This window comes from Coraliomargarita algicola (assembly GCF_033878955.1).
GTDB classification, from domain to species: domain Bacteria; phylum Verrucomicrobiota; class Verrucomicrobiia; order Opitutales; family Coraliomargaritaceae; genus Thalassobacterium; species Thalassobacterium algicola.
This window is the reverse complement of sequence record NZ_CP138858.1, coordinates 4,485,888-4,512,342: the sequence shown is the minus strand read 5'-3', so window position 1 is coordinate 4,512,342 and position 26,455 is coordinate 4,485,888. Positions and strand designations below refer to the sequence as shown.

Below are 26,455 nucleotides of genomic sequence, written 5' to 3'. Positions count from 1 at the left end.
AAAGTACGAGTCTTAAATGATTGCGCTAACTAAAATCCAATCCTTAAAGGCATTGGCCTTTAGGCGAATCATGAACTGGAGCGGTCGGACAAAACCGGGACTCCAAGCTCCCCGCACTTTGAATGACACCCGCTAACGTGGCTTGGAACGCTTTCTTGTTGGCGTGGTCCTTTCAAAGCTTCACATTCCTCTTCGATCATGCTTCGTCTCCGATACTTTTCCACTCTTTGCATCTGCATACTCTGTGGCCCATGCCTCTCGCAGGGCTCCGACCTTGCCAGTAACCGCTTACTCAGCATCGCGGAAAAAGAAACCAAGATCTATCAAAAGATCGCCGAAGACCCGGAATTCTATAGCGAAGAGGACTTGGATCGTCGCATAAACAATCTGGTCCAAGCATACCGGAGCTACCTGATCGACCAACCCGATGATGTCAGCGCTTACATACTCTACGGCAAACTGCTGCGTCGCGTGCAGGAAAACGAACAAGCCTTTCTAGCCTTTCTCAAAGCGGACGAGCTGGATCCTGAAATCGCCGTGGTCAAACAACAGATCGGCAACCACCTGGCCGAAGAAGGTAAAGGCAAAGCCGCCCTCACTTTTTATTTGCGCGCAGTCGACTTAGAACCTGAAACAGCCGTATATCACTTCTCACTCGGCCAATTAATCTACGACTTCCGCCAGGAATTCATTCAAGAAAAGATTTTCACCCGGGACGCACTCGAGCGAGAAATGCTCAAGGCCTTCCGCAAAGCCGCCGAACTCGCACCCGATAACTTCGACTATCAGTTGCGCCTCGGTGTCGCCTACTACGACCTAAGCAGTCCTGATTGGCGAAGCGCCCTCCTGCACTGGAAGCAAGTAAGCAAACTAGCCGCCAATCACTTACAACTCGAAATCCTCGACCTCCATCGCGCCCGAGTGCTCGGTAAATTAGGGCGCCTGCAAGAAGCCCGCAGCCTACTGGATCAAGTGCTCAACCCTGCGCTACAAAAATCGAAACAACAAGTGCTCGATGAAATTGCAGTTCATTGAGCAAGCCCCCACACCACCTGCTTCCGTACACAACCGACCTAAAGAACTAGCATAGCCATGAGCGAATTTAAAACCGTCCAAGAACTCAAGCAACTCGACCCCGCCATCGCCGTCCCCTTCCGCAGCATCTTTATACTGCGCCGCAAGACGGTGAAGACCGCCAAAAACGGCAATCCCTTCCTCAGTATCGAACTCGGCGATGCCGGTGGCAGTTTCACCGCCAACGCCTTTGGCGATTCTGCCGTATTTGCCGCACTCGAAAACGTAGCCGAAGGTGCCATGGTTCGCATTTCGGGAAAGACTGAATATTACCAAGAGCGCTTCTCCCCCCGCCTGCAAGCAGCCGAAGAAGTCGCCCCCAGCGATGAAGAAGCGCAAAGTATGCTCAGCCAACTGGTCGAAGTGCCACCCGAGTCTGAAGACGACCTGTGGGCGCATATCAAAGAAGCGATTGCCGCCATCCAACACCCACAACTGCACGACACCGTGCAACGAGTCATGGATGAAGTGGGCGACCAATTCCGCACCAGCACCGCAGCCATTAGTATGCACCACGCCTACCGCCACGGACTCTTAGAGCACACCACACATATGGTTCGTGCCGCCCGTGCGCTGTTGCCACTGTATCCGCAGGTCGATGCCGATCTGGCAATCGCAGGCATTATTCTACACGACATCGGCAAAATAGAAGAATATGAAGGCGACTACGCCGCCAAAATCAGCCGCATCGGCACCTTACAGGGCCACGTCGTGCTCGGTTTCCGCACCGCCCGCAAGGCAGCGATCCAATCCAAGCTCAACCCGGACCTGACCGAGCGCCTCGAACACATCATTCTCAGTCACCAAGGCGAGAAAGAATGGGGAGCCGCCGCCATGGCCGCCACGCCTGAAGCTGTATTTGTCTCCATGGTCGACAACCTCGATGCCAAAATGGGCATGGTCCAACGCGTCCTTCGCAATGCTCCGGAAGGTGAAGAGTTTTCCGAATACTTAATGGGCCTAAAAACCCGTGTCCTGCTCACCCCACCCGACAAGAGCTAAGTGCTCAATGTAGGATTTGCGCTGTTTTTGTAGGATTCAGGATAAACGATTTGCATTCTCGACAGGGCCGAATTGTCTCTCCGACATGGCTAATATCATTTTTCAAAAATCCGGCGTCACCGCACCTTGGACCGGCGACGAAGAGAGCATCTTAGAACTAGGCGAAGTTCACGACCTCGATCTGGACTACGGCTGCCGCATGGGCAATTGCACCGCTTGTCAGCAACCACTCCTCTCCGGCGAAGTTGAATACCCGATGGGCCATACCGCAGAGCCAGACGATGATCATGTCCTCATCTGCTGCTGCCAGCCAAAGGGCGATGCCGACGTCGTGATCGACGCTTAAACGCATCCGTATACGCATCCACATGCGATTACTACGACCAGTCGCCCCCGCACTCCTGTTACTTGGGCTCAGTTTTTTCACGGCCTGCCGCGCACTGCCCGAAGATCCACCAGCCACCGTGGAGTCGGTCGATCTGAACCGCTACACCGGCTTATGGCATGAACTCGCTCGCCTGCCCGTCTTCTTTCAAAAAGATAACGAACGGGCGACGGCCGAATACGTGATGAATGACGCGGGCAATATCGACCTAGTCAATACCGCCATCGCACCCGATGGCTCTCAACGCTCAGTCACCGGGACGGCCGTGCCAGTCGCAGGCTCCAACAACGCGAAGCTCAAGGTCTCGATTGATAACTTCTTCGCCCAAATATTTGGGAGCCCTCCCGATTATGGTAACTACTGGATCTTGAAGTTAGAATCCGACTACAGTATTGCACTGGTCGGCTCGCCCAATCGCAAAACCCTCTGGCTTCTAGCTAAAACTCCAGAGATCCCCGCATCCAAATTGCAAGCCTACATCGCCTACGCCGAAACGCTGGGTTACGAGGTCAGCGAACTCATTATCAATAACGGACACTGAAAGGCTTCAATTATCCCTCTGTCCACGGATGCACACAGTAGTCAGATAGAGCACCTCAGCGTTTCGTCCAACCTGCCGCTAGCCGATCGGCTGGCGGGGCAACCTCGCAGCTCAGTCTAGTTGCGTATCCCACCAAGCAGGCTTCTTCAGCAAGCTTCCATCATAGATCAAAGACGCCACCTCCAACAGCTCGTGTTCTGGCAAGTTCAGCGTCATCATCACACCAAAACGCTGAATCGCCTCCGGCATTAAACTGCGCTCCGCATCCGGTGCCGCCATATAGGCAGTCATCGCAGTGGTAAATGACTCATGATCCGCGTGCTTTTTTAAATAGTTATGACGCACCTCCCAGAGTGCAGGCCCCAAGCTGACTTGTTGCCGCTCATAAGTGTTGGCCGCACGATGACAGGTCAGACACAAATTACTGTGTAGACTCCGACCGTGTTTAAACTGCTGCGAATCCGTTTCAACCAGTGCGGGACTTGAAGGCGACTCAGCAGCAACGGCCTCCATTGCTTGACTACGGGTATGCGACGCCCGCCAGCTCCACCAAAATGCGAGCGAAAAGGAGAACACACCTAACAGAAAAAAAGATACAACACGGAGCATGTTTTTAAACTATAAGTTCACGACAAATGGACGAAAACAAGGCCCCCCAACTCATGCGATTGAATCTCATGAATACAACGCAAAGCATGACATCGAGTCGCATTACCAGTGCCAATAATAAGCCTCAAAAACACTGGTAATTCCAGGCCAAGCAAATGCCGGTCTTGTCCGCCTAACAACGAATGCTACAATTCTAGCCTGACCTAATCCGTCTGACCGACAGATGCTAGGATTCAAGCAGACCTTGGGCCAACCAAACCGCGGCACTGGCGTCACTGCCAGCATGTAAGAGCTCGCATAATTCCTGCGCCCCGGCGGCCGCCTGCTCCGCGGCAGCCGGGTCTTCGAGCGCACGTATCAACTGACGGCTCAACTGCGACGCACTCGCCGCATCTTGAATGAACTCGGGGTGCAGCGGACGATCCAGCAACAAATTAGCAATCCCGATATATTTAACTTTCACCAACATGCGCCCGATCCAATAACTCATCGGGTTCAAGCGATAAGCAATCGCCCCGGGAATCGCGGACAATGCACAGGCCAAAGACATGGTGCCGGAGCTCATCAACACGGCACTCGCCGGCAGACTCTGCTGCGAATTGGCCACCAATTGAATATGCGCAGCCAAATCGGGCTCGGCAGCCAGCACCGCCTCCAACTGCGCACGTATTTGCTCACTCGGATACACCACCGTCGCCTGCAAATCAGGATGTGAGCCGCGGGCTTGGCGGAAGCCTGCCAACAACAATGGAAAAATGCGCCCCACCGCCGCAGGACGGCTCCCCGGCAAAAGTAGAACCGGAGCACTGGCATCATAGCGAAAAGGTGCCTGCCAAGCCTCGCGCACAAAAGGATGTCCCACAAACTCAGTCGGCAGTTCGGTATCCGCAAAGCAATCCACTTCGAAGGGAAAAATCACACCGAGTCGATCAATCAGATCCGCCATTTTAAAACGACGTTTCGCCTTCCAAGCCCACACTTGCGGACCGATGTAATAACTGAGCCCGATCGAACCGCCCCCCTTACAACTGAGTCCGCGCTGCGCCAATTGATCGGCCAAGCGCAAGTTGAATCCGGGATAATCAACAAAGCAAATATGCTTCGGCTGGTAGCGCTCGATCCATTCCAAGGTGCGATCAAAGAGTCCTTTGAAAAAACTATAATGCCGCACCACTTCGACAAAGCCAACGATCGAGACCGCCGTCAGGTCGTAGAGCAGTTGTGCACCTGCCGCCTGTAGCTCCACCCCACCTAAGCAGGCCACTTTTAGCTCGGGCTGTTGTCGCCGCAGATCCGTCAGCAATTGTGCCGCATGCTCATCGCCGGAGTGTTCGCCCGCGATGATCAGCAGATCAGGCTGCCCATTAATCGGCGCCGGAAAATCCGTAGTGGCTGGAAGTGAATTAGACATACTGGAGAAAATTCGTGGAATAACACCGCATGGACCACCGTAGGGGCTTGTGCCCTGCGCAGCTCGAAAAGCGAAGTGCTCGGCGGGCGTCACAAGTGACGCCCCTACATTTATAATCACGACAAGCAGTCATTACTTCGCGTGAATCAACTCCGTAACCTGGATCGCCAGCTCCAGCGCCGACTTGCCCAGCTCGGCACCGACTTTTGGCTTCCCTGCACTTCGGACTACTTGAACGAAGGATTCCAACTCCAGCTTGAGTGGTTCGTCTTTTTCGATGGGAATCTCTTCCCGCACCAGCTCGGCTCCCTCTTTGCGCAGGAAGTGACCGCTCTGCTCCTGGAAGTTGATAGATAAATAGTTCTGCGGCTGAAACACGCGAATCTCGCGCACCTTCTTTTGGCTGACACGGCTGGTGTTGATATTGGCCACACAGCCGTTTTCAAAGGTAATGCGTGCATTCGCGATGTCCTCCGAGTTCGAGAGCACATTGACTCCCACCGCATCCACTTGCTTCACAGGCGAACGCACCAGCGCCAAAATCACACCGATATCGTGGATCATCAGGTCCAGGACCACGCCCACTTCGGTGCCACGTGGATTAAATGGCGCCAAACGGTCTGCAGTGATAAACTGAGGCTGAGTGACCGCATTTTCCAAATAGCCCATCACCGGATTATAATGCTCAATGTGGCCCACCTGTACGATGCAGCCCTGCGATTTCGCGGCAGCCAAGATTTGCTCCGCCTCGTCCAGGCTGGTGCAGAGCGGCTTCTCGATCAGCAAATGACAGCCTCCTTCCAAAAGCGGCACCGCCACCTCACAGTGCTTATCCGTCGGCACCACCACGCTCACCGCGTCGCAGGCCGCCGCCAAAGCCGCAGCGGTGTCAAAGCGTTGACAATTATATTTCCCGCAAATCTCCTCCGCACGGGCATCGTCGGCCTCCACGATCCCAACCAGCTCACAGCTCTCCAGAGCCGCATAGATACGCGCATGGTGCTGCCCCAAATAGCCAGTCCCGACAACGCCACAGCGAATTTTTGATTGCTCAGTCATGGCCACAGCAAAACTTTAGCCAGATAAACTGACAAGGCGCGAATCGTAGAATATTTAGACCTTCGCCCGACAAATTGAGTCCCTTAAACTCAGCCTTGAAATACGCGACCGTTTCGCGTTCTCTTACTTAAGTGAATATTAGTCTCCAGCCAATAGTCCTGCGATGGGCCCGCGAACGCGCGGGGCTGGATGCGGCTGCGCTGGCTAAGAAGTTGAGCACGACCGAGGAGAAAGTGCTGCAGTGGGAGCAAGACGGAACGCTGACTTATAAACGCGCCGAAAAGCTGGCTGAGAAAACGCATACGCCTTTCGGTTACCTGTTTCTGGAAGAGCCACCACTAGAGCAATTGCCGATCAGCGATTTCCGCACCGTCGGCAGCGAAGAGCCAAAACGCCCGAGTCCGGAACTACTGGATGTGCTCTTCGATGCGATGAGCAAGCAGGCTTGGTATCGCGATTATTTGATCGAAATGGGCGAGCCTCGGCTCGACTACATCGGTAGCATCGGGCTGGAAGACGCGCCCGCTGCAGTCGGCGAGCGGATTCGCCATCATTTCGGCTTCGACAGCGCCACGCGCGCAGAAGCAAGCGACTGGAAGGCCGCCCTCAACCTGATGTTTGAGCAGTGCGAGGCGCACGGCATCCTGGTCACCCGCACCGGCATGGCGAAGAGCAATACCCACCGCCCTTTGCTGGTGAAAGAGTTTCGTGGCTTCGCTCTGAGCGACCCCTACGCGCCGCTGATCTTTATTAATTCTAAAGACAGCCACGCCGCCCAAATGTTTACCTTAGTGCATGAACTGGTGCATCTGTGGTTGGGGCTGTCCGGCGTCTCGAATCTAGTCAGCACCTACGCGCCCAGCGCGCGTGTAGAGCAGTTTTGCAATCAAGTCGCCGCCGAAGTGTTGGTGCCGCTCGATGCACTGCGCGCCCAATTGGCACTCGCGCAAGAGGACGACGATCCGATTCGTCGCCTCGTGCGGCATTTCAAAGTCAGCTCGCTGGTGATCCTGCGTCGCCTGCGCGACATTGAGGAGCTTGATGCTGCGACCTTCCGCAAGCTTTACAAAGACGAAGAAGACCGCTTCGCGGCCATTCAAGCCAAGCAGAAGGCAAAAGGTGGCGGCGGCAACTATTACGCCTCGAAACATGTGCAAGTCGGTCGTCGCTTCGCGCAGGCACTGATTGGCAGCGCCTTGGAAGGCCGCACGCCCTATCGCGAGGCTTACAGCCTGTTAGGCGTGCGCAAGACCGAGACGTTTAACAACTTCGCCCGTCAATTGCACTTTAACGTCTAGGCATGGCTTACCTACTAGACACCAACACACTGATTCAGGCGAAGAACGAATACTACGCATTCGATTTGTGTCCGGGGTTCTGGGACTGGCTCGCGTTAAAGCATCAGCAAGGGACGCTGTATAGTATCGAACCCGTGCTCGAAGAAATCCGGGATGGACAAGATGAGTTAGTTGACTGGGCGAATGATTGCCCGACTGGCTTCTTTCTGCCCATCGATGCGGCCACAACCATAGAACTCGGCAGAATCGTTCAATGGGTGCAAGCATCCGAATTTAAAGACGCCGCCAAACGCGATTTTCTTTCCAAAGCAGATCCGCTGCTCATCGCCTACGCGAAAGCGCATGGATATATACTCGTCAGCCACGAAGTGCACATCGAAGGCGAACGTCGAAAAGTAAAAATCCCGACAGTCGCACAGGTGTTTGATGTCCCATGTGTGCGCACCTTCGAAATGCTCCGCTCTGCGTATGCGTCGTTTGTCCTTCGCCCTGGTTTAGAGTTACTTTAATGAAAGCCGACTAACCCCACCAATCAGTCTGCCGCGCATCGACATTACCTGAATTTCGCCCTCACCCTTGCAGCGCGAACTTGCCAATCCTACAAATTGACATTTAGATTATCAATTTGTAAAAACGGGCTGTGATTGATCGCCAAATAGAGCCGATACTCAGACGAATGGCCTCCGCGAACTGGCAGCGACGCAACCGAGCAGCCTGAATGAGACACTTTGGAAGGGAGGCTACCCACCCATCTTTGACCAGCAAATTGACCCTCAGTTTTGGTATGACGCCTATATCACGACTTATGTTGAGCGGGACGTGCGCCAAATTCTTCAAGTTCAGGATACCCATCTTTTCCAGCGTTTTCTCGCACTTTGCGCCGGCAACATTGGACAGCTCTTCAACGCGAGCCGCATCGGCAGCGACTGCGGTCTGAATCACGGCACAGTGGGCAAGTGGTTATCGGTGCTCGAAGCCTCCTATGTCGCGTTCCGTTTACAACCGCACCATAAGAATTATCGCAAGCGCTTGGTGAAGACCCCAAAGATTTATTTCTACGATGTTGGACTCGCGATTCGCCTACTTGGTATCGAGAGCCCGCAGCAGTTGGATACGCATCCACTGCGGGGCGCACTTTTTGAAAATTGGGTAATTCTGGAACTGTTGAAAGGCCGCTTCAATCTGGGACTACGCAACAATCTCTCGTTCTGGCGCAATAACACGGGGCATGAGATCGATGTGTTGATGGATCGTGGCGGGCAACTCATCCCAATCGAAATCAAATCGGGTCAGACGGTCGAACATGCACCTAGAGGTCAAAGAGAATGAACTCGTCCCAGACTGCGCGCCGAAAGTTTCCTGTTAGGCGAGCCCGAATAGTCGAAGGCTGAAAATGGGGGGGGTCTTATCACATACCATAAGTGAACGTAAGATTGACCTCTGGCCGTATTAAATGATCGTTTCAAACATGAATCCTTCCCAAACCCCTACGGGCTCTGTTTCAGATAAAACACGTCAACGTATACTCCAAGCGGCTGGTAAAATCTTTGCTCAAGGCGGCTACCGTGCGATGACCCTACGCGAAGTGACTAAGGAGGCCGGTGTCAACCTTGCCTCGGTCAACTATCACTTCGGCTCTAAGTCGAATCTAATGCGTGAGCTGATCCATGAGCGCTTCGAGCCGATCAACCAACAGCGCCTGAAGGGATTGGATCAATTGGTGCAAAAACACGCACCTGCAGCTGTTCCCCTTGAGGCTATTTTCGACGCTCTGTTTCGCCCCCTCTTTGCTGGCATCGGAGCCAACAGTGTGAGCGACACCACACTGGTCCAAATCATCGGTCGCATGCTGACGGAACCGGCGGATTTCATGATCCATCTACACAAAGAGTTTTTCGCCGAGCTCTCTAAGCGTTTCATGGGCGAGATTCAACGCACATGCCCGGAGCTCTCCCAGGAACAAATACAATTCCGCTTTTTTCTAAGCATCAGCACCATGATCGGCACCATCGCGGGTGAAGTTAGGCTAGAAATTATATCAGGCAGTCAGTTAAACAGTGCGATACTCGATAGGATACTGGAGGAACTGACGAATTACGTCGTCGCAGGCTTCCAACAAAAATGAAAATTCCACTTTCTAAGTATAAGAACCGCTTGGGGCCTCCCCCCACCAACAGCCCTGCCCCAAACGGGCCCCGGTATGGCCGTACTTTATTAAAATACAGCGCACGACTTTTACCCTGTTTACTGCTCGCCGCCTGTGCCAGCTCGCCGGAACGCAGTCGTGCGCCCGAAATCACCCTCCCAGACACATGGGGCCGCAAGGTCTCCGACACCACGCCCACCGCATGGCTAAAAGACTTTAATTCGCCGCAACTGGAAGCGCTGGTCACCGAGGCCATGCGCCACAATCCGGGCCTGGAAGCCACTGCCGCGCGCTTCGCCCAATCCATCGCCGAGGCTCGCATCGCAGGTGCCGACCGAATGCCCCAGGCGGGACTCGGACTCAATGGCACACGGCAGCAGATCAGCACCTTCGGCCCGAGTTCGACCGGTGGTGTTATTTTTGAAAACTACGAGCTCGCGCTCAACCTCAGTTGGGAGCTCGACCTATGGGGCCGCCTGCGTGATCGCAGCTCGGCCGCACGAGCACGCGCCGAAAGCAGTCAAGCCGAACTGCATGCCGCCCGACTCTCATTGGCTGCCCAAACGACCAAGGCTTGGCTCAATGTAATCGAAGCCCAACAGCAACTCGCCCTGGCCCAACGCACGGCACAGGCCTATCGCAACAATCAAGAAGCACTGGAATCACGCTTCAAACGCGGCCTGACCGAAGGCTTCGACCTGCGCCGTATTCGCACCCAAGCCGCCTCCGCCGAGGCCGATAGTGCCACCCGCCAACGCGCGCTGGATCAGGCCACTCGCAATCTTGAAGTCGTGCTGGGCCGCTACCCGTCCGGCCAATTTGAAACACTCCCGAACTTTCCAGCACTGCCGGCCTCGGTGCCGGCCGGGCTGCCCGCGGAATTACTACAGCGCCGGCCAGACCTGATTGCTGCCGAACGCCAACTCGCTGCTGCCGAGCGCGAGCAACGTGCCGCCCAGAAAGAACGCTTGCCCCAGATCAGTTTGACCGCTTCCGGCGGGAGCTCCTCACAGGAATTTGAAAACTTACTCGATGGCGATTTCAGCGTATGGTCGCTCGCGGGTAACTTAACTCAGCCCCTGTTCCAAGGCGGCCGCATACTGGCCAATATCGACCGCACAGCCTCACTGCGCGAACAAGCCGCCGCCAACTATCGCGACAGCGCCTTACGTGCCTTCTTCGAAGTTGAGAGCACGCTCGCGGCGGAGCAGTATCTGCGCCGCGAACAAAGCAAGCTCGCATTGGCTGCCGAAGAAGCCGCCGCCACCGAAACCCTGGCTTGGGAGCGCTACCGCAACGGCACTGGTGATTTTCTCAGCGCTCTCGACGCCCAACGCACAGCCGACAGCGCTCGCAGCCGTCAGTTGGGCGTATCCAACCTGCTCTTACAAAACCGAATCGATCTCTACCTAGCCCTAGGAGGTGAGTTTGCGGATCAACCCTCCGCTCACACCTACGATAAAAACGTAGGGGCGCGACTTGTCACGCCCGCCGAGAATAAGCTGGCCCACCGCGGGCGTGACAAGTCACGCCCCTACTATTTATGAAAGTCCTCCTTCCCATACTCATTCTACTGTCCGCCGGCGGCATCACGGCAGCACTGGTGATCTTACAGCCCGAGGCGGCAGAGGTCACACCTGAGCGCCCGGTCACCAATGTCGAAGTGATTACGGTGCAGCCTCAATCGGTGCAACTCACAGTCAAGAGCCAAGGCACGCTGCTACCGACCACCGAAACCGATCTCATCGCCGAGGTCAGTGGCCGCATCATCGAAATGGCGGAGCTGTTCAATGTCGGTAATCGCTTTCGCAAAGGCGAGCTGCTCATCAAAATCGATCCCGCCGACTACGAGGCCGCAGCCGCCAATGCTGCCGCCGACTTAGCCAACGCACAATTAGCACTGGCACAGGAAGAAGCCCAGGCCCAACAAGCGGCCGCCGATTGGAAAGCTCTCGGTGAGGGCGCAGCCAGCGATCTCACTCTGCGCAAGCCTCAACTCGCTCAAGCGCAAGCGCGCATCGCCAGCGCCGAAGCAAATCTGAAACGCGCTCAACGCGATTTGGAGCGCACCCAAATCACCGCGCCCTACGATGGAATTGTGCTGACGAAACAAGCCGACCTGGGACAATATATCACCGCCAACCCCGGCAATCCGCTCGGTCGCATCTACTCAACTCAAAGTGCAGAGGTGCGCCTACCGATCACCGAACAAGAAGCCTCCCTGCTCGATCAGCGCAGTAAACGACAACGCTTTGTCACGCTCACGCAAAATAAAAATGGCAACGAGCTACAGTGGAAAGCGCCCCTCATTCGTATCGAAGACAATGTCGATCCGACCAGCCGCCTGCTCTATGCAGTGGCTCGAATCAATGCGCCCTTTGACTCCAAGCCCGAGCAGCCAGCGCTACGACGCGGCACCTTTCTCCACGCAGAGATCGAAGGCCGCGGCCTGAGCGATGCCTACAAAATACCGCGTTACGCCCTGCGTGGCTCCAATACCGTCTACATCCTCACAGAGGCAAACACCCTCATCACACGCACCGTGCAAATCATTCAAAGCGATGCCGAAGAAGTCGTCATCACCGCCGGCCTCGCCCCCGGCGAGCGAGTCGCCACCAGCCCGATCGCCTACTACGTCGAAGGCATGCCCGTAGAGGTGATAGCGGATTAATGATGAATAATAACGAATCACCCATCCACCATCATTCATCCGCCATCACTCATCATTCATCCGCCATCACTCATCATTCATCCGCCATCACTCATCCACAATCACTCATCCGCCATCATTCATCCGCCATCACTCATCCACAATCACTCATCCGCCATCATTCATCCGCCATCACTCATCCACAATCACTCATCCGCCATCATTCATCCGCCATCACCCATCAATAAATGATTCGTTGGTTCACACAAAACGGCGTCGCCGCCAATCTGCTCGCAGGCATTATCATTGTCGCAGGCCTCTTCACGGCGATGAGTATCAAGCTGGAGCTATTTCCTGAGCTAGACCTCGACATGGTCAGCGTTGCCGTGCCCTACCCCGGCGCCGCCCCGGAGGAAGTGGAAAGCGGCATTATCGAGCTGATCGAAGACCGCATCCAAGACGTCGACGGCGTCAAAAAAATAACTGCCACCGCCGGCGAAGGCTATGGCTCGGTATTGGTCGAAGTCGAACGCGGCTACGACGCCACCGAAGTCAGCGACAAAATCAAAGTGCGCGTCGATGCCATCGATAACTTCCCGGAAGAAGCGGAAGAACCGCAGGTGGAAGAACTGCTCCTTCGCAATGAAGTGATCTCACTCGCAGTTTATGGCGATGCGGATGTCAAAACGCTCAAAGAACTGGCCGAGTATATTCGCGATGAGCTCAACGTCCGCGAGCGCATCACACAAGTAGACATCAAAGGCGTCGCTGAATTTGAGATTTCAATCAACGTATCTGAAATCGCACTACGCCAATACGGCCTCACTTTCGACGACGTGGTGCAAGCCATCCGCAATACATCCGTCGACATCCCCGGCGGCTCGATCAAATCCCGCGGGGGCGAAATTCTCTTACGCACCACAGGCAAAGCCTACACCGGCGCGGGCTTCGAAGATATGCCTGTCATCACTCGCGCCGATGGCAGTGTCGTGCGCGTGCGCGACCTCGCCAGCGTGGAGGACGGCTTCGTGGACGATCCCCTCATCACTGAATTCAATGGTCAACGCGCGGTGCTACTGCGCATCTATGCCGTGGGCGACGAGAGCGCACTGGATGTATCCGGACGCGTGCAAAGTTTCGCCCAAACGATCGATGCCGACCTGCCAGCCGGCATTCAAGTCGAAGCCTTTCGCGACTTCACCTACTACCTCAAAGGACGCCTGCAGATGCTAATCGAGAACGGCCTCTACGGCCTGCTCTTGGTGCTGCTGATCCTGACGCTCTTCCTACGTCCCTCACTCGCTTTCTTCGTGATGCTGGGCATCCCGATTTCCTTTCTCGGTTCGATGCTCTTCCTGCCGATGTTGGGCATCAGTATCAATCTGGCCTCGCTCTTCGGCTTCATACTGGTGCTCGGCATCGTGGTGGACGACGCGATCATCGTGGGCGAGAGTGTGTTTACTCAATTTCAAAAACACGGCGGCCCCGGTGTGGAAGCCTCTGTCGCCGGCACCAAGCGCGTTTCGATTCCGGTCACCTTTGCGGTGCTCACCACCATCGTGGCTTTTCTGCCCATCCTCACCATCCCGGGTTTTCTAGGTAAATTCTTTTACCCGATCCCAGTGGTGGTGATCGCGACTTTGATCTGGTCCTTAATCGAGTCAAAACTAGTGCTCCCCTACCACCTCACGCTGTGCAACGTAGGCGGCGGCAGTCGTGGAGAAATTAACTGGCTACAACGACAACAGCGCAAAGTAGCCGACGGCTTGGAACGCTTCATCGAGCATCGCTATCGACCGGTAATGAAACGCGCGATACAGTTTCGCTACGCCACGGTGGCCGCCTTTGTCGGCACACTTATGATCATGTTCGGCATGCTGGCGGGCAAGCACCTGCCCTTTGTCTTCTTTCCCCCGTGCCCTCGGACTACATCGTCGCCAAACTCGTAATGCCCGAAGGCACCCCAGTCGAACTCACCACCCGCGCGATTGAACAAATGAATGACGGGCTCAATCAGTTGATCGAAGAGGTCAAAGAAGAAGGCCACGGCGAGCCCTTTGACAACGTCGTCATCACCATCGGTGGGCAACCCTTTGAAGGCAATGGAGACCCCATAAATGCCAGTGGCAGCGGCACCGGCACCCACATCGCCGAGATTGCAGTGGAACTGGTCAAACGCGAAGACTTGCCCGGCGGCGGCAATATCGAATCACTCTCCGCGCCCAATCTCGCGAATCGCTGGCGCGATATGATCGGCCCGGTAGCCGGCGTGAAAGAGCTCTCCTTCAATGCCAATGCAGCCGGTGCGGCCGGCATGCCGATCGACATACAACTCTCCGGCCGCGATTTCGACAGCCTGCAAGCCGTCTCCGAAGCGATCAAAGCGAAACTCGCCACCTACGAAGGGCTCTTCGACATCAAAGACAACTACAGCAGCGGCAAACGAGAAATCAAACTCGACATCCACCCCAGCGCCGAACCCCTCGGGCTGCGCCAATCCGATCTAGGTCGCCAAGTGCGCGCCGCCTTCTACGGCGTCGAAGCCCAACGCATTCAACGCGGTCGTGACGACATCAAGGTCATGGTGCGCTATCCACTCGACGAACGACAGTCCGTCGAGAACCTCGAAGACCTACGCATCCGCACCTTCGACGGGCACGAGGTCCCCTTCGATGAAGTCGCCGATTTCAAAATCACCGACGGCTTTTCTTCCATCACCCGCGTCGACCGCCGACGCGTGATCAACATCACCGCCGACGCCGACAAAAACATCGCCGACCTCGGCCTCATCAAGGCCGACCTCAAAGGGAAGCAAGAGCTGGACGGCTTTCTCAGCAGCCTGATGAAAGACTATCCCGGCGTGTCCTGGACCTTCGAGGGAGAAGCCCGCGAACAAGCCGACATCTTTGCCAGCCTACAACAAATGACGCTAATCGCGCTCTTCATCATCTACGCCCTACTCGCGATCCCACTCAAATCGTATATTCAGCCGGTCATCGTGATGATCGTCATCCCCTTCGGCCTGATCGGAGCCATCGGCGGCCACATCATCATGGGACAGCCCATGAGCATCCTGTCCGTACTCGGCTTCGTCGCACTTGCCGGTGTGGTGGTCAATGACAGCCTGGTGCTGGTCGATTTCATCAATCAAGAACGTGCCCAAGGCATGCCTCTGCGCAAAGCCATCGAAGAAGCCGGCGCCTTACGCTTCCGCCCAATCATCCTCACTTCACTCACCACCTTCGCCGGCCTCTTGCCAGTGCTATTTGAGACCAGCCTACAAGCGCAATTCCTCATTCCCATGGCCATCTCCCTCAGCTTCGGCGTGCTCTTTGCCACCTTCATCACCCTGCTCTTAGTCCCCGCATTTTACTCGATCTTAGAAGACCTTCGCGAAAAGTTTATCCCCGCAGAGACCTCCCCCAGTAAGTAATCACTTAAACAGGAACAGAAAATAATTTAACTATATAAATGCGAATGCCCCATTCACCCCTATCATTTCTACCCCTCAAAGCTTCTTACAATATTGGCGCCTGCATTCCCTTGCAAGTGGACGTTCAGCCGTCCCCCAACAAAGGCTCAATCACAACCGTGCGCTATTATGACGGCTCATCTTTGATCGCAAGTACCAGAGCGCCTTATCACTTCGCATGGACGACCGCGAGGCGGGGAAGACATACCATCCGCGCAGTCGCGGTCGACGAACATGGCTCAGAAACCTCGGTCGAGACTCAGGTGCTAATCAACGACCCGACCTCGCCGATTGATTTGGCCAATGAGGTCGATCGATATAATTTCACCTTCGATACGCTTGGCGTCAATGCCCGCGACTCCATGCCGCTAGGCAATGGCGATCTCTCCCTAAATGTCTGGACGTATCCGAACGGCGACGTGGGTCTCCTCATTGGCAAGTTAGACGCTTTTGCACAGACTGGCGACGGCGAGGGGCCGAACAGCTGTTTCAGTCTAAGAAAAATCGGACAAGTACGCATCAGCTTGGAGCCATCCATTTTCAAGCAGGCCGCTGGCGCGGGCACCTACAAACAAACGCTGGTCCTGAGCGAAGCTGCCATCTACATCGGGGACGGAGAGAACCAAGTCAAAGTGTGGGTCGATAAGAATCGCGCAGTCATTCATACTGAATTATTCGCGACTCGGGAAGTCGTCATGACCGTCAAGAACGACTCATGGAGAACACATGAGGTCAAAGGCGAACACCATGCCGACATCGTTCTTCCGGATCATCCAAATCAACTCATCTGGTGCTACCACGATCCGCGAACGACCACCTCATACCGCGGCGAATCCGAAGGAGACCTGATCCAGCAGAACCTTCCTGGTGCAGAGTCCATCCCACGTTACACAACAGTCACTTTTGGTGCCTTGGTCGAAGGCGACGGATTGACCTCTGTCGATGCCACAACCTTGCGCTCGCAGCCGGTGACTCGTAGCCGGGCAGATATCAACGTGCTGCGATACTCGCAGGAAAAGAAGGCGACACCAGACAAATGGCTTCCACTCATCCAAGCGCAGGCCGAGACAAACAAAGCGCTAGAGATCGAAACCGCCTGGAAGGCACATCTCGATTGGTGGCACGGCTATTGGGACAGGAGCCAGCTCCTCATCACCGAGGGTGAAGAAGCCTGGAGGATTACCAGCTTTTACCTCCATCAACGCTTTCTCTATGCCTGCCAGACTGGCACACTGGAAGAGACTTGGCGCATCCCTTTTAACGGAGGGATCTTCAACGTTGATTTTCAAGACGTGGAATTGCCAGAGGCATACCATCCGGTTGGTGTTGGCGTCTATCCCAAAGACCCTTCCCTCAGAATGACGGCAGACTTCCGCTACTGGGGCGCCTCGGATCGGTCGCAGAACACACGCCACACTTACAATCCAATGTTGTTAACCGGCGACTACGACCAGGCGCGTGCTTGGTATCAGTGGCCCGCAATCACCTCTCAAGCGTGGAAACAAACAACGAAAAAATACACCAGCCTAGAGAACTGCTTTACCATCGCAGGCATCGCATCGTGGGAGGCCACCCGTAAAGAACACTTTATTCAACGTGGCGAAGAATGGCGCACCCGCATTGTTCCAGAGGCCGTGGGGCTCGAACGAGGCGCCGCTTATCGCTACACTACTGACGTAGCCGACGAATATTTACCATACATGATCGACTACTACGAGCTAACAAAGGACGAGTTTTTTCTAGCAAACTCACTCGTGCCGTATGCCGAAGGTCTATTCCGCTTCTTTGAGCAATTTTATCCCCGCGACGACCACGGCAAAATAGTGCTATGGCCCTGCCTGCAGTCTGAAGTTTACGTACGATTCTATGACGACGGCTACGTGCCGATCAATCCGATTGCAGGTGTCGCACTCATGCATACACAACTGCCACGACTGATTGCGCTGTCCGGTCTACCAGGCGTTAAGGAGGAAGCCGTTGAATTGTGGAAGCGCGTGCTCAACGATGCGCCCTCGATGCCAACAGGTGTGCGACGCAATAACGAACAGGGGCTACTCCCCTACGCAGATCCCTATGACAACGAGTCTACAAAGACCCAAGGTGCCGATCGGGCCACACTGTATGCGATTTGGCCTTACCGGGCCTACATGTTCCGGGAAGCAGGCACATCGGAACAAGATTATCAACTCGCGCTCAATACGCTTCACCTCGACGACAACGGCAGCGAAGGTTGGCACTACGCCGACTATTGCGCAGCAATTCTCGGCCTCGCCGAGCGCGCCAAACAGGGCGTGTTGAGCCGGGTGAACGAAGGGCGCAACGGCCAGACAAAGGTATACTTCCGCTTTCCGCCGTTTCAATACAGTGCGGAGCCTGACTACGTCCCGAATATGGAGTCGGGAGGCATCGTAGAATCCACGCTGCAATACATGCTTTGGAACTGGAAAGGAAACAGCATCTACCTCTGCCCCGCGTGGCCCAAGGACTGGAACTGTAAATTTAAATTCCAAGCCCCGGGCAACACCGTCGTGCAAGGTCATATCACCAACGGAGAAGTAATACTCGAGCATGTGGTCCCCGAATCTCGCCGCCGTGATATTGTGATCTGCGAATTGCAGTAAGGGATCAGCCCGGCGCGCTCACAGGCACCTCTGCCGAGCCCTCCTTTGCATGAAAATCAGTAAAAGTTGCGTAGCCCTCCTTGCCCAAATACCGCTGCAAAACTTTCGGGTCAGTCTTACACAGATCCACCAGTATCAGTCCGTCGATCACATCACTAAAGGCCGGGTCCACATTAAAACTGAGCAAGACACCATTGAGTTTCAAATAATGACGCAATAAAATCGGCACACCCTTCTGATCCGCCTCAAAGCCCGAGACAATTGCAGAAACCGAATCGACCGATCGAATTGATTCACCGATGTGCTTTAAAGATACGCCCTTCAACATTTTAAACGACTTTGGCGACTTGCGCGGCTTCACAAACTGCGACATTTCATCGTCGAAATTATGCTCACGAAAGAAGTGCACCATTAAATCTTTCGAAATACTATTGTAGGCATCGGTGATACTCACAGGCCCAAATAAAGTGCGGTATTGTGGATGCCTGACGATAAACTCGCCGATACCTCGCCAGATAAGCGCGAGCGACGCATGGCGCTTCTGGTATTTGATACAGATAAAGGAACGTCCTAATTCAACCGCCGGCCCCAGCCTTTGCAAAAACTGGGACCGATAGCGAAAGAGCGTCGAAGTATACAAGCCCTGCTTGCCAAATTCTCGCACAATCTCGTCTGCCAAGCCAATGCGGTACGCGCCTACGATCTCACGTTCAACACGGTTCCACATAAACAAATGCAGGTAATAGGTATCAAATTCATCGAGATCGGTGGCTCGCCCTGTGCCCTCCTGCACCGCTCTGAAAGTTTCTTCACGTAATCGTCCAATCTCTTTCAACACAGTCGGAATCTGATCTGAGTCCGCATAATAAACCGCAAAATCACCGTGCTCGACTAGACGCAGCTCCGCGGGCAAGGCTTCGACCTCTTGCTCCAAACGATGTGGCAACTGCGCAGGAGCCAAGGGCTGAATCGCCTGCTCGGCAGAGGCGGATCGGAAAGGCAAACGTAGTCGCATGCGACTTTGCTTTTTTTTCAAATCTTTGAGCGTATACGTTTTCAAACGTAAAAACTCCGTGGCCGCCTCTTTATTCTCAAACGTCTCCAAACGTTTAGGATCGATCAGCTCACCAACTTTAAGCCGCAACTCCCGCCCTCTGGCACGCGCAAACTCACGCGCTAACAGAGCGGTTCGCAAGCGCGGATGCAGCAAGCCAGCCGCCTGAAAAACGGTACCTATTACGGCCTTCAAAATAGACGGGGAGTATTTTCGCTCGGGTTTTCAGCGCAAGGTTCACAATGTGCCCAGTCCACGCAGGGTCCACCACCGCACCACTCTTTAAACGCAAACTAGAAACTTCTCCCGCTGGAAACGCACCGAGGCAGCCCCCACTGCGCAACAAGCGGATGGCATCACGCATCCCACTTAGATTTGCCCGTGCCGAAGCCTCACTCCCAAAGGGATCGACTCGAATGATACTGCCTCGAATGCCCTCCATCTCCGCCAGTAAATAGTTCCCCATCAACTTAGCGTCCTGCCGCACGCCTTTAATCAGCGCCCCCAACACCACGCCATCAATCCCGCCAAAGGGATGGTTAGCAATCACGATCAATGGGCCCTCTTTCGGGATTCGTTCAAAATCCTGACTATCAACTTCAAAATGCACGCCCATCACACGTAAGGTTTTCATGAAAAACGCTTCGTCATTTTCAGTATCATCCAACTGCGCGTGCACATCGGCATAGATGCGATTCACTCCGTCAATCCCCAGCGCACGTTCAACAAACGGCGCGATTGCTTGAATCAGCAACTGCGGACAATTCGAACCGGAAAGCACCCGTTGCAAATCAATCAATTTGGGCTCTATTTTTGACATTAAAAAATCCTAGGTTCCGCAGTTTATGCTCTGGAACTCTGACAGGCACGCCTAAGCGCATCTTTGAGTTCAATAATTTCCACCGGTTTGCGAATATAATCGTTCATACCGGCATTCAGGCATTTTTCACGATCTTCATTCATCGCGTAAGCCGTGACAGCGATGATGTCCTGATCCGCCTTTTCGATCTTCTCTGCGCCACTACGAATTGCCTGCGTCAATTCAATCCCACTCAAGCCAGGCAAACGCACATCCATCAACACAGCATCATACGCACGATGTTTCAGTTGCTCCAAAGCGTCCTCCCCAGATTCCACAATATTGGGACGATAACCTAACATTTCCAGTAACTCACGAATCACCCAACGATTGTCTTTGTCGTCTTCACAAAGTAAAATTCGCAGAGGATACGTCGCCGCAAAACTAACTTCCAGACTATCATCGCTTGCGGCTTGCGAAGCGAAGGGAGCGTGCGTGCGCACTTCATGATCCGTGCGTAGTAAGTGAATTCTAAAATGAAACTGGCTGCCCTCCCCGACTTGGCTTTTCACCCAGATCTCTCCATCCATGCGTTCAATCAATCGCTTCGAAATAATCAAGCCCAGTCCACTCCCACCAAAGACTCTTGTGGTCGACGAATCCACCTGACTAAAGGCCCGGAAAAGTCGCTCAAATTTATCTTCAGCGATCCCACAGCCAGTATCACTGACAATAAAATGCAAACGATCATAGGCTAAATCAGCCTCGTTTGCTTCCAACTCAACACGAATCAAAATCTCTCCCTCGGCCGTAAACTTCACGGCATTATTTGCGAGATTCAAGAGCACCTGCCGGACTCGATGAGCATCGCCGATGTACGCTTCCTGGAGATCATCATCCATGTCATAATCAACTTTGATTCCCTTCTCCTTAGCCGCAACTAAGATGCTCTCCAGTGACTCGCAAATCACCTGCTCCAAATCAAATTCCCGAACTTCCAACTCCAATGAACGTGACTCAATTTTGGAATAGTCCAGTATGTTATTGATGAGATCTAATAAGGCACGCCCACTACGCTTAATGATGGCCGCATGCTCACTCTGGATCTCAGACAGATCCGTCTGTGCCAGCAAATCCGTATAGCCAATAATCGCATTCATCGGGGTGCGAATCTCATGACTCATGATGGCAAGAAACTCGCCTTTTGCCGAACTGGCGGCATCGGCCGTTTCCTTGGCAGCACGCAGTAGCCTCTCCTGCTCTCGAATAAGAATCAAGCCGGACAAACTGGTCGAAAGCACTCTGACGGCATAAATCTCGCCATCGCTCCACTCATGCGTACGACTACAATGATCCACTCCGAAAAATCCATACAGCTTGCCTTCCATCCACATCGGCACCACCAACATGGATCGACTATTAAAGTATCGCAGGATATCCATCGAACGACGATCCTTCTGCAGACCATCGATTTCGATATGCCGCCCACTGGCGAGTAGCTGATACCAATCCGGGCAAAACTCCTCTAAGGGAGAATCCTGATAGAGTGGATCTCCCCAGAAACTGGGCAAGCGATCGTTTAAGCGCCACTCATGCTTGATACAAAAATTCTGAAACGCTTCATGTGTGCGATCCGTAACCTCAAAAATAAACCCGCGCTCCACATTCAAAGCCTGCCCGACTTCACGCATCGCCGCGCCCACCGCTTGACTCACATCCTGAGTCGTCAACAAATTATTATTCGCACGCGCAGTCGCACGTAAAATTTTATCCCGACTCTGAATCGCCATTTCCGCGAGTTTACGCTCACTGATATCATAAGCCACCCAGACCACACTTGAAGCGCCCCCGACAGAACGTCTCATCGGAGTCACCCGCGCCTCGAAAACATGCTCCCCGACATCAGCCGACATCAACGAATATTCATGCTTCCGGATCTCGTTACTTCGAATAGTTCTCTCAATCGTATCCAAAAAGCCACGACACACATCGGCCTCAAAGATATCCGCAATGTTCCGCCCAACAGCTCGCTCCGCAGATACGATACGGTGATTCGCTTCGATGCGAGCGCTCCCGGCAAAAATATCACGAATCTCCCCAGTCCTGGTTAAAACAAAAGCGATATCGGGAAGGGCTTCCGTAAAAGCACTCAAACGCGTTTCATTCTCTAAAATTTGTGACTCCCGTATCCGCAGCTCCGTCATGACCGAGGCGAGACAAATCGAGGTCACGGAAACGATGCCGACAAAGATCCACACATTCGCGGGACTTTGCGTCATCCCCGAGCCAAGGCCAGATAACACCCGAACGATCTCCCAGCCGGCCAACAAGGCCAATGCCAGCACCCCAGCAGATGCCCCCCGTAAGCCAAACCGAATCGCCGACCACGCCATAATCGGGAAAATCGCCAGTTCCATGGGGTAGAACAGCGTATCCGTCGGGGCCCAATTCTGAAAAGTAATATGCCCAAAGAGCAACAAGGTCAAAAACCAGAGACACACTTCAACACCTTGGCGCCCCACCAATCGAAAACCTGCCGGACGCGCCCAGGTTAAAATAAACGGGGTCACGATAATTGCCCCGACTGCAGCCGAGAGCCAATTAGTGAAGAGCAATTCTAGAAACTGATTAAAAAACAGCAAATTCCACTGCCGACTAAAAAACAAAGTCTGCACCAAGGCCCCCAGCAATGTCCTCAATACAAGCCCAACAAAAATGACAAAGAGAGCATCCCGAATCCGCTCCATTCTCAAATCAACCTTCAAATAAATCAGAGAACGATACGCCAAGGCCGCCGTCAATGTGACGGCGAAAGGAATGCTCAATATAAGCAAATAGTGTTGATCTTCGAAAAGCGCAGGCAACAAACAGCCAAGAAAAATAGCAGCTAGATAGCGATAGCCCCCCAACAAGATGATCGCAATGGACACACCATATACTGGCGCGATCTGCCGAATATAGTCACCGAAACGCGCGTCTGTCAGCGTCACGGTAATCTGCGCAGCAAAAGCCACTGCAAGCAATGAAAACAAAAACTTTAAAGTAAAACGCAGGGCAGTATTCTTCATGCAAGAGTTCGGAAGCTTACAGGACAAATCGGGCAATCAGCAGGACGATCAGCAAGAAAAATTATTCGCGATGCCACTCTCCCGACTTTGATTCAAGCCAAACTCCCTTGGGTGAATTCTCCCGAATTTGTTCTGCACGCTTTCGTTGCACAGCTGCCACCGGTATTCCCAATCGAACTGAGATTAATTTATAATAGGCAAGACGATCGCGATTCTCATCCGACAACAAGCGCCTTTGCTCACGCTCAATCGTACCTCTGGCCTCAAGCAGGCCCATATTCGTCTCGCCCACTAAACCCTTCAATTTCAGCTCCATCAACTCAGGCAAACGTGCCCCCATCGTTTCCAATAAAGCATCCTCATTCGGATTCAAAGTATCCGCAGACAGCGGCAACTGCGAATAAAGTAAGCCGGCCAATGCAATCAACAGGCACCTCATTAATAGTATATGGTTCTTCATCTATTCAGATCCTTTCTCATTATCATTATGCTTGGCAGCGATCTCGCGAGAGCGGGCATCCAGCTCCGCAAATGATTTCTCCAATTCACGTTCCAAGCGCACATTGACATCCATTGTAATTTGGATCGGTTCGATCCGATGTTCCGTCTTAACGGAGACACAACCAGCAGACATCAGACTCCCCCAACAGCAAGCTCCCAACAATAGAGAAACTGACACTGTAGACGCACTGAGCCGTGGTTGATTTCGAAGGCAGGATAAAGTATTCACAAGTCAGCATTTGACCCTGCCAATGACCCATTGGCAACTCTTCTTCCAATCGAATTCTAGAGAAAAATTCAAAAATGTGAAAAATAGGCTTGATTCAAAGATCTTCAGCCGCACTTTGTTCGCTTTCTCAAATCTAGAGGACGGTTAGCTCAGCTGGTTAGAGCACCTCGTTTACACCGAGGGGGTCGTGGGTTCGAATCCCTCACCGTCTACCATTTTTTTATAACGTCGAATCGGGGATTAAGCAATTAATCCCCGTTCTTCTATTATGCGTCACATCATCTCAATTCTTGTCGAAAATAAATTTGGAGTTCTCGCTCGCATCGCTGGAATGTTCAGCGGTCGCGGATTCAATATCGAGACACTGAATGTGGGCCCAATGATCGACAACAAGCTTTCGCGCATTACAGCGACAATTATTGGTGATAGCGAAGCACTCGATCAAGCGATCAAACAAGTAAACAAGTTGATCAACGTACTGGAGGTCACTGAGTTTTCGGATGGACAAGCCACTGAGCGCGAACTCGTCATGCTCAAAGTCAGCGCAACCGCCAACCAACGCGCCGAGGTCGTACAAGTATGCGACATCTTTCGTGCCAAGATCATCGACGTCTCCGCGGAAAGCGTGAATATCGAAATGACTGGCAATGCCAGCAAGGTCACAGCCTTCCTCAACCTAATCGAACCCTATGGGATCGTCGAGATGGCACGCACAGGCAACCTAGCCCTCAAACGCGGCTAAACGACCGCCTGGACCCTCTGAATGCCGATGGCTGCCGATTTCGAAACTTCACTCGCTGACTTCGTAATATTATCCGCCCACTCGCCCTTCGTGATTGCTACCGTGTGACCCAAGCGTACTTTCCTTCCGATCCAAGTTTAAAACATTACAGCTTTTCATTAACCAGGGAGTCATTCACTTCCACAAACAACGATAAATATGCCTGCAAAAGTCTATACAGATAAAGACGCCGACCTAAGAGTTATCAAAAAGAAAACCCTCGCCATCATTGGCTACGGTTCTCAGGGCCACGCACACGCCCAAAACCTCAAGGACAGCGGTCTGAATGTGATCATTGGTCTCTACAAAAAGAGCAAATCTGCTGCCGTTGCCCGCAAGCAAGGCTTCGAAGTTTTTGAAACTGCTGAAGCTGTTCAACGTGCAGACGTCATCATGATCGCCGTGCCCGACATGAAGCAGGCTGAAGTTTACGAAAACGACATTCTTCCCAACCTGACAGAAGGCAAGACACTCGCATTCACCCACGGTCTTGCAATCCACTTCGGATTGATCGAAGCACCTAAGGGCATCGACGTCATCATGGTGGCTCCTAAGGGTCCTGGCCACGTGGTTCGCAGCCAATATGTTGAAGGTAAGGGCGTTCCTGCATTGATCGCGGTCAACAAGGGCTCCTCTAAGGATGCCAAAAAAGTCGCACTGGCATGGGCCAAAGGCGTCGGCGGCACACGTGCCGGCGTGATCGAAACATCTTTCAAGGAAGAGTGTGAAACTGACCTCTTCGGCGAGCAAGCCGTTCTTTGCGGCGGTGCATCGGCCCTCGTTATGGCTGGCTTCGAAACATTGGTTGAAGCTGGCTACCAACCCGAAATGGCTTACTTCGAGTGCTTGCACGAGTTGAAGCTGATCGTCGACCTTATGGTTGAGTCCGGTATCTCTGGCATGCGTTTCTCCATCTCCGAAACAGCTGAATGGGGTGACTACATCTCAGGCCCTCGCGTGATCAACGCACAGTCCAAGAAGGCCATGAAGGCGATCCTCAAGGACATCCAAACTGGCAAGTTCACCAAGAACTGGGTCAAGGAATACAAGGATGGTCTGCCAAAGTACAAGCAGTTCATCGAAGACGGCCAAAACCACCAAATCGAGAAGACGGGTCAACGCCTCCGCGCGCTAATGCCTTGGGTCAAGAAGCGCAACATCAAGGGCACACAAGCTTCTTACAACTAAGCAATTTCATATTTGAATTTCAAAGCGGTCGTCGGTTAATTCCGACGACCGCTTTTTTTTTTTGCGAATTAAGCCACACGCAGGCACAAAGACACGGAGCTTAGAATCTGCAGTGGTTTAGCCTCCATGTGAAACATTGCATCGTGTAAGCTTCTAGACCAAGTGCCCATCCCGCCACCGCCACACGCGATCAGCCAACCCTCGCAAAAGGCGGTCTCTTCATATCGCTCAAAGTCTAGTTCCCCTTAAAACCAATCCGTCTCGCCCGCATAGCCGACGCCGCCAAATGGGACTCCACCACCGCCCCCGCTTCTTTGAAAACATCCGCAGCTTCAAACACGAGTAAGCCATCCTCACCAGCGCCCCGCAGTCGCATGATTGCTTGCAAGAAATCACAACCCTCAGCAGCGCACTCGACACCCTAGAGAAATACATAAACTTCCCCGCAGAAGACTTCTGCAAAGAGATCGCCAAACACTTAGGCTTCACCCGCGTCACCCAGAAAACCGCCCAAGTCTGCGAAGCCGGCATCCAGCACTTGATCGCAGAGTAAACCATAATCCTAGA

At 53.5% G+C, this 26,455-nt stretch carries 26 protein-coding genes and 1 tRNA gene; 18 read left to right on the top strand and 9 right to left on the bottom strand.

The window, feature by feature from the left end; all coding sequences use genetic code 11:
* Positions 1-198: 198 nt before the first annotated feature.
* From SH580_RS18600 to SH580_RS18585, 4 genes are all read left to right on the top strand, one after another.
* Positions 199-1,035: a tetratricopeptide repeat protein gene (locus SH580_RS18600; protein WP_319832316.1), complete on the top strand. Its 837-nt coding sequence runs from the start codon at positions 199-201 to the stop codon at positions 1,033-1,035.
* A 57-nt stretch (positions 1,036-1,092) separates the two neighbouring features.
* The gene (locus tag SH580_RS18595) at positions 1,093-2,076 is read left to right on the top strand and encodes a 3'-5' exoribonuclease YhaM family protein (protein ID WP_319832315.1); all 984 of its coding nucleotides are present in this window, start codon (positions 1,093-1,095) and stop codon (positions 2,074-2,076) included.
* A gap of 85 nt (positions 2,077-2,161) precedes the next feature.
* On the top strand, positions 2,162-2,422 hold the full coding sequence (locus SH580_RS18590) for a 2Fe-2S iron-sulfur cluster-binding protein (RefSeq protein ID WP_308952420.1): 261 nt from the start codon (positions 2,162-2,164) through the stop codon (positions 2,420-2,422).
* Positions 2,423-2,444: 22 nt separating this feature from the next.
* Positions 2,445-3,002, top strand: coding sequence for a lipocalin family protein (locus tag SH580_RS18585; RefSeq protein WP_308952421.1), 558 nt, complete (start codon positions 2,445-2,447; stop codon positions 3,000-3,002).
* A gap of 111 nt (positions 3,003-3,113) precedes the next feature.
* On the opposite strand, the gene SH580_RS18580 is transcribed toward SH580_RS18585, so the two are convergent.
* The 3 genes from SH580_RS18580 to SH580_RS18570 form a co-directional block, all read right to left on the bottom strand.
* Positions 3,114-3,611 carry a hypothetical protein gene (locus SH580_RS18580; protein ID WP_319832314.1) on the bottom strand — a complete coding sequence of 166 codons (498 nt, stop codon included), beginning with the start codon at positions 3,609-3,611 and terminating at the stop codon, positions 3,114-3,116.
* A 226-nt stretch (positions 3,612-3,837) separates the two neighbouring features.
* Complete coding sequence (gene lpxB, locus SH580_RS18575) at positions 3,838-5,022, bottom strand: lipid-A-disaccharide synthase (RefSeq protein ID WP_319832313.1); 1,185 nt, start codon at positions 5,020-5,022, stop codon at positions 3,838-3,840.
* A 132-nt stretch (positions 5,023-5,154) separates the two neighbouring features.
* Positions 5,155-6,081 (bottom strand): Gfo/Idh/MocA family oxidoreductase, encoded by a 927-nt coding sequence (locus SH580_RS18570; RefSeq protein WP_308986347.1) that lies wholly within the window; start codon positions 6,079-6,081, stop codon positions 5,155-5,157.
* 131 nt (positions 6,082-6,212) lie between these two features.
* Here SH580_RS18570 and SH580_RS18565 point away from each other — a divergent pair, with 131 nt between their 5' ends.
* The 10 genes from SH580_RS18565 to SH580_RS18520 all read left to right on the top strand — a co-directional run bounded on the left by SH580_RS18565 (position 6,213) and on the right by SH580_RS18520 (position 18,268).
* Positions 6,213-7,379 carry an ImmA/IrrE family metallo-endopeptidase gene (locus SH580_RS18565; RefSeq protein ID WP_319832312.1) on the top strand — a complete coding sequence of 389 codons (1,167 nt, stop codon included), beginning with the start codon at positions 6,213-6,215 and terminating at the stop codon, positions 7,377-7,379.
* A 2-nt stretch (positions 7,380-7,381) separates the two neighbouring features.
* Complete coding sequence (locus tag SH580_RS18560; protein ID WP_308952426.1) at positions 7,382-7,888, top strand: DUF4411 family protein; 507 nt, start codon at positions 7,382-7,384, stop codon at positions 7,886-7,888.
* 310 nt (positions 7,889-8,198) lie between these two features.
* Complete coding sequence (locus SH580_RS18555) at positions 8,199-8,708, top strand: DUF4143 domain-containing protein (RefSeq protein ID WP_319832311.1); 510 nt, start codon at positions 8,199-8,201, stop codon at positions 8,706-8,708.
* Between the two features lie 139 nt (positions 8,709-8,847).
* Positions 8,848-9,504: a TetR/AcrR family transcriptional regulator gene (locus SH580_RS18550; RefSeq protein WP_319832310.1), complete on the top strand. Its 657-nt coding sequence runs from the start codon at positions 8,848-8,850 to the stop codon at positions 9,502-9,504.
* Positions 9,501-11,072, top strand: coding sequence for an efflux transporter outer membrane subunit (locus SH580_RS18545; protein WP_319832309.1), 1,572 nt, complete (start codon positions 9,501-9,503; stop codon positions 11,070-11,072). The genes SH580_RS18550 and SH580_RS18545 overlap by 4 nt, the downstream gene beginning before the upstream one ends.
* Complete coding sequence (locus SH580_RS18540; RefSeq protein ID WP_319832308.1) at positions 11,069-12,196, top strand: efflux RND transporter periplasmic adaptor subunit; 1,128 nt, start codon at positions 11,069-11,071, stop codon at positions 12,194-12,196. The genes SH580_RS18545 and SH580_RS18540 overlap by 4 nt, the downstream gene beginning before the upstream one ends.
* A complete protein-coding gene (locus SH580_RS18535; RefSeq protein WP_319832307.1) occupies positions 12,196-12,423 on the top strand; it encodes a hypothetical protein in 228 nt (75 codons plus the stop codon). Before SH580_RS18540 ends, SH580_RS18535 begins: the two co-directional genes overlap by 1 nt.
* Positions 12,424-14,124, top strand: a complete 1,701-nt coding sequence (locus SH580_RS18530) for an efflux RND transporter permease subunit (protein WP_319832306.1) — start codon at positions 12,424-12,426, stop codon at positions 14,122-14,124. It abuts the gene before it with no gap.
* On the top strand, positions 14,091-15,608 hold the full coding sequence (locus tag SH580_RS18525) for an efflux RND transporter permease subunit (RefSeq protein WP_319832305.1): 1,518 nt from the start codon (positions 14,091-14,093) through the stop codon (positions 15,606-15,608). Before SH580_RS18530 ends, SH580_RS18525 begins: the two co-directional genes overlap by 34 nt.
* Before the next feature lie 44 nt (positions 15,609-15,652).
* Positions 15,653-18,268: a DUF5703 domain-containing protein gene (locus SH580_RS18520; protein WP_319832304.1), complete on the top strand. Its 2,616-nt coding sequence runs from the start codon at positions 15,653-15,655 to the stop codon at positions 18,266-18,268.
* Positions 18,269-18,272: 4 nt separating this feature from the next.
* Here SH580_RS18520 and SH580_RS18515 read toward each other — a convergent pair whose 3' ends face one another.
* The 5 genes from SH580_RS18515 to SH580_RS18495 form a co-directional block, all read right to left on the bottom strand.
* Complete coding sequence (locus tag SH580_RS18515) at positions 18,273-19,517, bottom strand: bifunctional lysophospholipid acyltransferase family protein/GNAT family N-acetyltransferase (protein ID WP_319832303.1); 1,245 nt, start codon at positions 19,515-19,517, stop codon at positions 18,273-18,275.
* Positions 19,438-20,142, bottom strand: a complete 705-nt coding sequence (locus SH580_RS18510) for a 1-acyl-sn-glycerol-3-phosphate acyltransferase (protein WP_319832302.1) — start codon at positions 20,140-20,142, stop codon at positions 19,438-19,440. Before SH580_RS18510 ends, SH580_RS18515 begins: the two co-directional genes overlap by 80 nt.
* Positions 20,143-20,165: 23 nt before the next feature.
* The gene (locus SH580_RS18505; RefSeq protein WP_319832301.1) at positions 20,166-23,189 is read right to left on the bottom strand and encodes an ATP-binding protein; all 3,024 of its coding nucleotides are present in this window, start codon (positions 23,187-23,189) and stop codon (positions 20,166-20,168) included.
* 61 nt (positions 23,190-23,250) lie between these two features.
* Complete coding sequence (locus SH580_RS18500) at positions 23,251-23,649, bottom strand: DUF1318 domain-containing protein (RefSeq protein ID WP_319832300.1); 399 nt, start codon at positions 23,647-23,649, stop codon at positions 23,251-23,253.
* Entirely contained in the window at positions 23,650-23,823 is a 174-nt protein-coding gene (locus SH580_RS18495) for a hypothetical protein (RefSeq protein WP_319832299.1), read from the bottom strand.
* Positions 23,824-24,057: 234 nt separating this feature from the next.
* On the opposite strand from SH580_RS18495, the gene SH580_RS18490 reads away from it, so the two are divergent.
* From SH580_RS18490 to ilvC, 3 genes are all read left to right on the top strand, one after another.
* Positions 24,058-24,134: transfer RNA gene (locus tag SH580_RS18490), tRNA-Val, on the top strand.
* 53 nt (positions 24,135-24,187) lie between these two features.
* The gene (gene ilvN / locus SH580_RS18485; RefSeq protein WP_319832298.1) at positions 24,188-24,661 is read left to right on the top strand and encodes an acetolactate synthase small subunit; all 474 of its coding nucleotides are present in this window, start codon (positions 24,188-24,190) and stop codon (positions 24,659-24,661) included.
* A 198-nt stretch (positions 24,662-24,859) separates the two neighbouring features.
* The gene (ilvC, locus tag SH580_RS18480; RefSeq protein WP_308984750.1) at positions 24,860-25,888 is read left to right on the top strand and encodes a ketol-acid reductoisomerase; all 1,029 of its coding nucleotides are present in this window, start codon (positions 24,860-24,862) and stop codon (positions 25,886-25,888) included.
* 235 nt (positions 25,889-26,123) lie between these two features.
* Here ilvC and SH580_RS18475 read toward each other — a convergent pair whose 3' ends face one another.
* On the bottom strand, positions 26,124-26,276 hold the full coding sequence (locus SH580_RS18475) for a hypothetical protein (RefSeq protein ID WP_319832297.1): 153 nt from the start codon (positions 26,274-26,276) through the stop codon (positions 26,124-26,126).
* Between SH580_RS18475 and SH580_RS18470 the strand changes: the two genes are divergently transcribed.
* Entirely contained in the window at positions 26,271-26,441 is a 171-nt protein-coding gene (locus SH580_RS18470) for a hypothetical protein (RefSeq protein ID WP_319832296.1), read from the top strand. The two genes, SH580_RS18475 and SH580_RS18470, sit on opposite strands and share 6 nt — an antisense overlap.
* Positions 26,442-26,455 lie beyond the last annotated feature (14 nt).

Excerpts from the sequence above, each read along its gene's own strand:
- SH580_RS18520 (WP_319832304.1), top strand. The coding sequence starts at position 15,653 with ATGCCCCATTCACCCCTATCATTTCTACCCCTCAAAGCTTCTTACAAT.
- SH580_RS18495 (WP_319832299.1), bottom strand. The coding sequence starts at position 23,823 with ATGTCTGCTGGTTGTGTCTCCGTTAAGACGGAACATCGGATCGAACCG.
- lpxB (WP_319832313.1), bottom strand. The coding sequence starts at position 5,022 with ATGTCTAATTCACTTCCAGCCACTACGGATTTTCCGGCGCCGATTAAT.
- SH580_RS18530 (WP_319832306.1), top strand. The coding sequence starts at position 12,424 with ATGATTCGTTGGTTCACACAAAACGGCGTCGCCGCCAATCTGCTCGCA.
- SH580_RS18600 (WP_319832316.1), top strand. The coding sequence starts at position 199 with ATGCTTCGTCTCCGATACTTTTCCACTCTTTGCATCTGCATACTCTGT.
- SH580_RS18590 (WP_308952420.1), top strand. The coding sequence starts at position 2,162 with ATGGCTAATATCATTTTTCAAAAATCCGGCGTCACCGCACCTTGGACC.
- SH580_RS18595 (WP_319832315.1), top strand. The coding sequence starts at position 1,093 with ATGAGCGAATTTAAAACCGTCCAAGAACTCAAGCAACTCGACCCCGCC.
- ilvN (WP_319832298.1), top strand. The coding sequence starts at position 24,188 with ATGCGTCACATCATCTCAATTCTTGTCGAAAATAAATTTGGAGTTCTC.
- SH580_RS18585 (WP_308952421.1), top strand. The coding sequence starts at position 2,445 with ATGCGATTACTACGACCAGTCGCCCCCGCACTCCTGTTACTTGGGCTC.
- SH580_RS18500 (WP_319832300.1), bottom strand. The coding sequence starts at position 23,649 with ATGAAGAACCATATACTATTAATGAGGTGCCTGTTGATTGCATTGGCC.
- SH580_RS18510 (WP_319832302.1), bottom strand. The coding sequence starts at position 20,142 with ATGTCAAAAATAGAGCCCAAATTGATTGATTTGCAACGGGTGCTTTCC.
- SH580_RS18550 (WP_319832310.1), top strand. The coding sequence starts at position 8,848 with ATGAATCCTTCCCAAACCCCTACGGGCTCTGTTTCAGATAAAACACGT.
- SH580_RS18560 (WP_308952426.1), top strand. The coding sequence starts at position 7,382 with ATGGCTTACCTACTAGACACCAACACACTGATTCAGGCGAAGAACGAA.
- SH580_RS18535 (WP_319832307.1), top strand. The coding sequence starts at position 12,196 with ATGATGAATAATAACGAATCACCCATCCACCATCATTCATCCGCCATC.
- SH580_RS18505 (WP_319832301.1), bottom strand. The coding sequence starts at position 23,189 with ATGAAGAATACTGCCCTGCGTTTTACTTTAAAGTTTTTGTTTTCATTG.
- SH580_RS18570 (WP_308986347.1), bottom strand. The coding sequence starts at position 6,081 with ATGACTGAGCAATCAAAAATTCGCTGTGGCGTTGTCGGGACTGGCTAT.
- ilvC (WP_308984750.1), top strand. The coding sequence starts at position 24,860 with ATGCCTGCAAAAGTCTATACAGATAAAGACGCCGACCTAAGAGTTATC.
- SH580_RS18580 (WP_319832314.1), bottom strand. The coding sequence starts at position 3,611 with ATGCTCCGTGTTGTATCTTTTTTTCTGTTAGGTGTGTTCTCCTTTTCG.
- SH580_RS18545 (WP_319832309.1), top strand. The coding sequence starts at position 9,501 with ATGAAAATTCCACTTTCTAAGTATAAGAACCGCTTGGGGCCTCCCCCC.
- SH580_RS18540 (WP_319832308.1), top strand. The coding sequence starts at position 11,069 with ATGAAAGTCCTCCTTCCCATACTCATTCTACTGTCCGCCGGCGGCATC.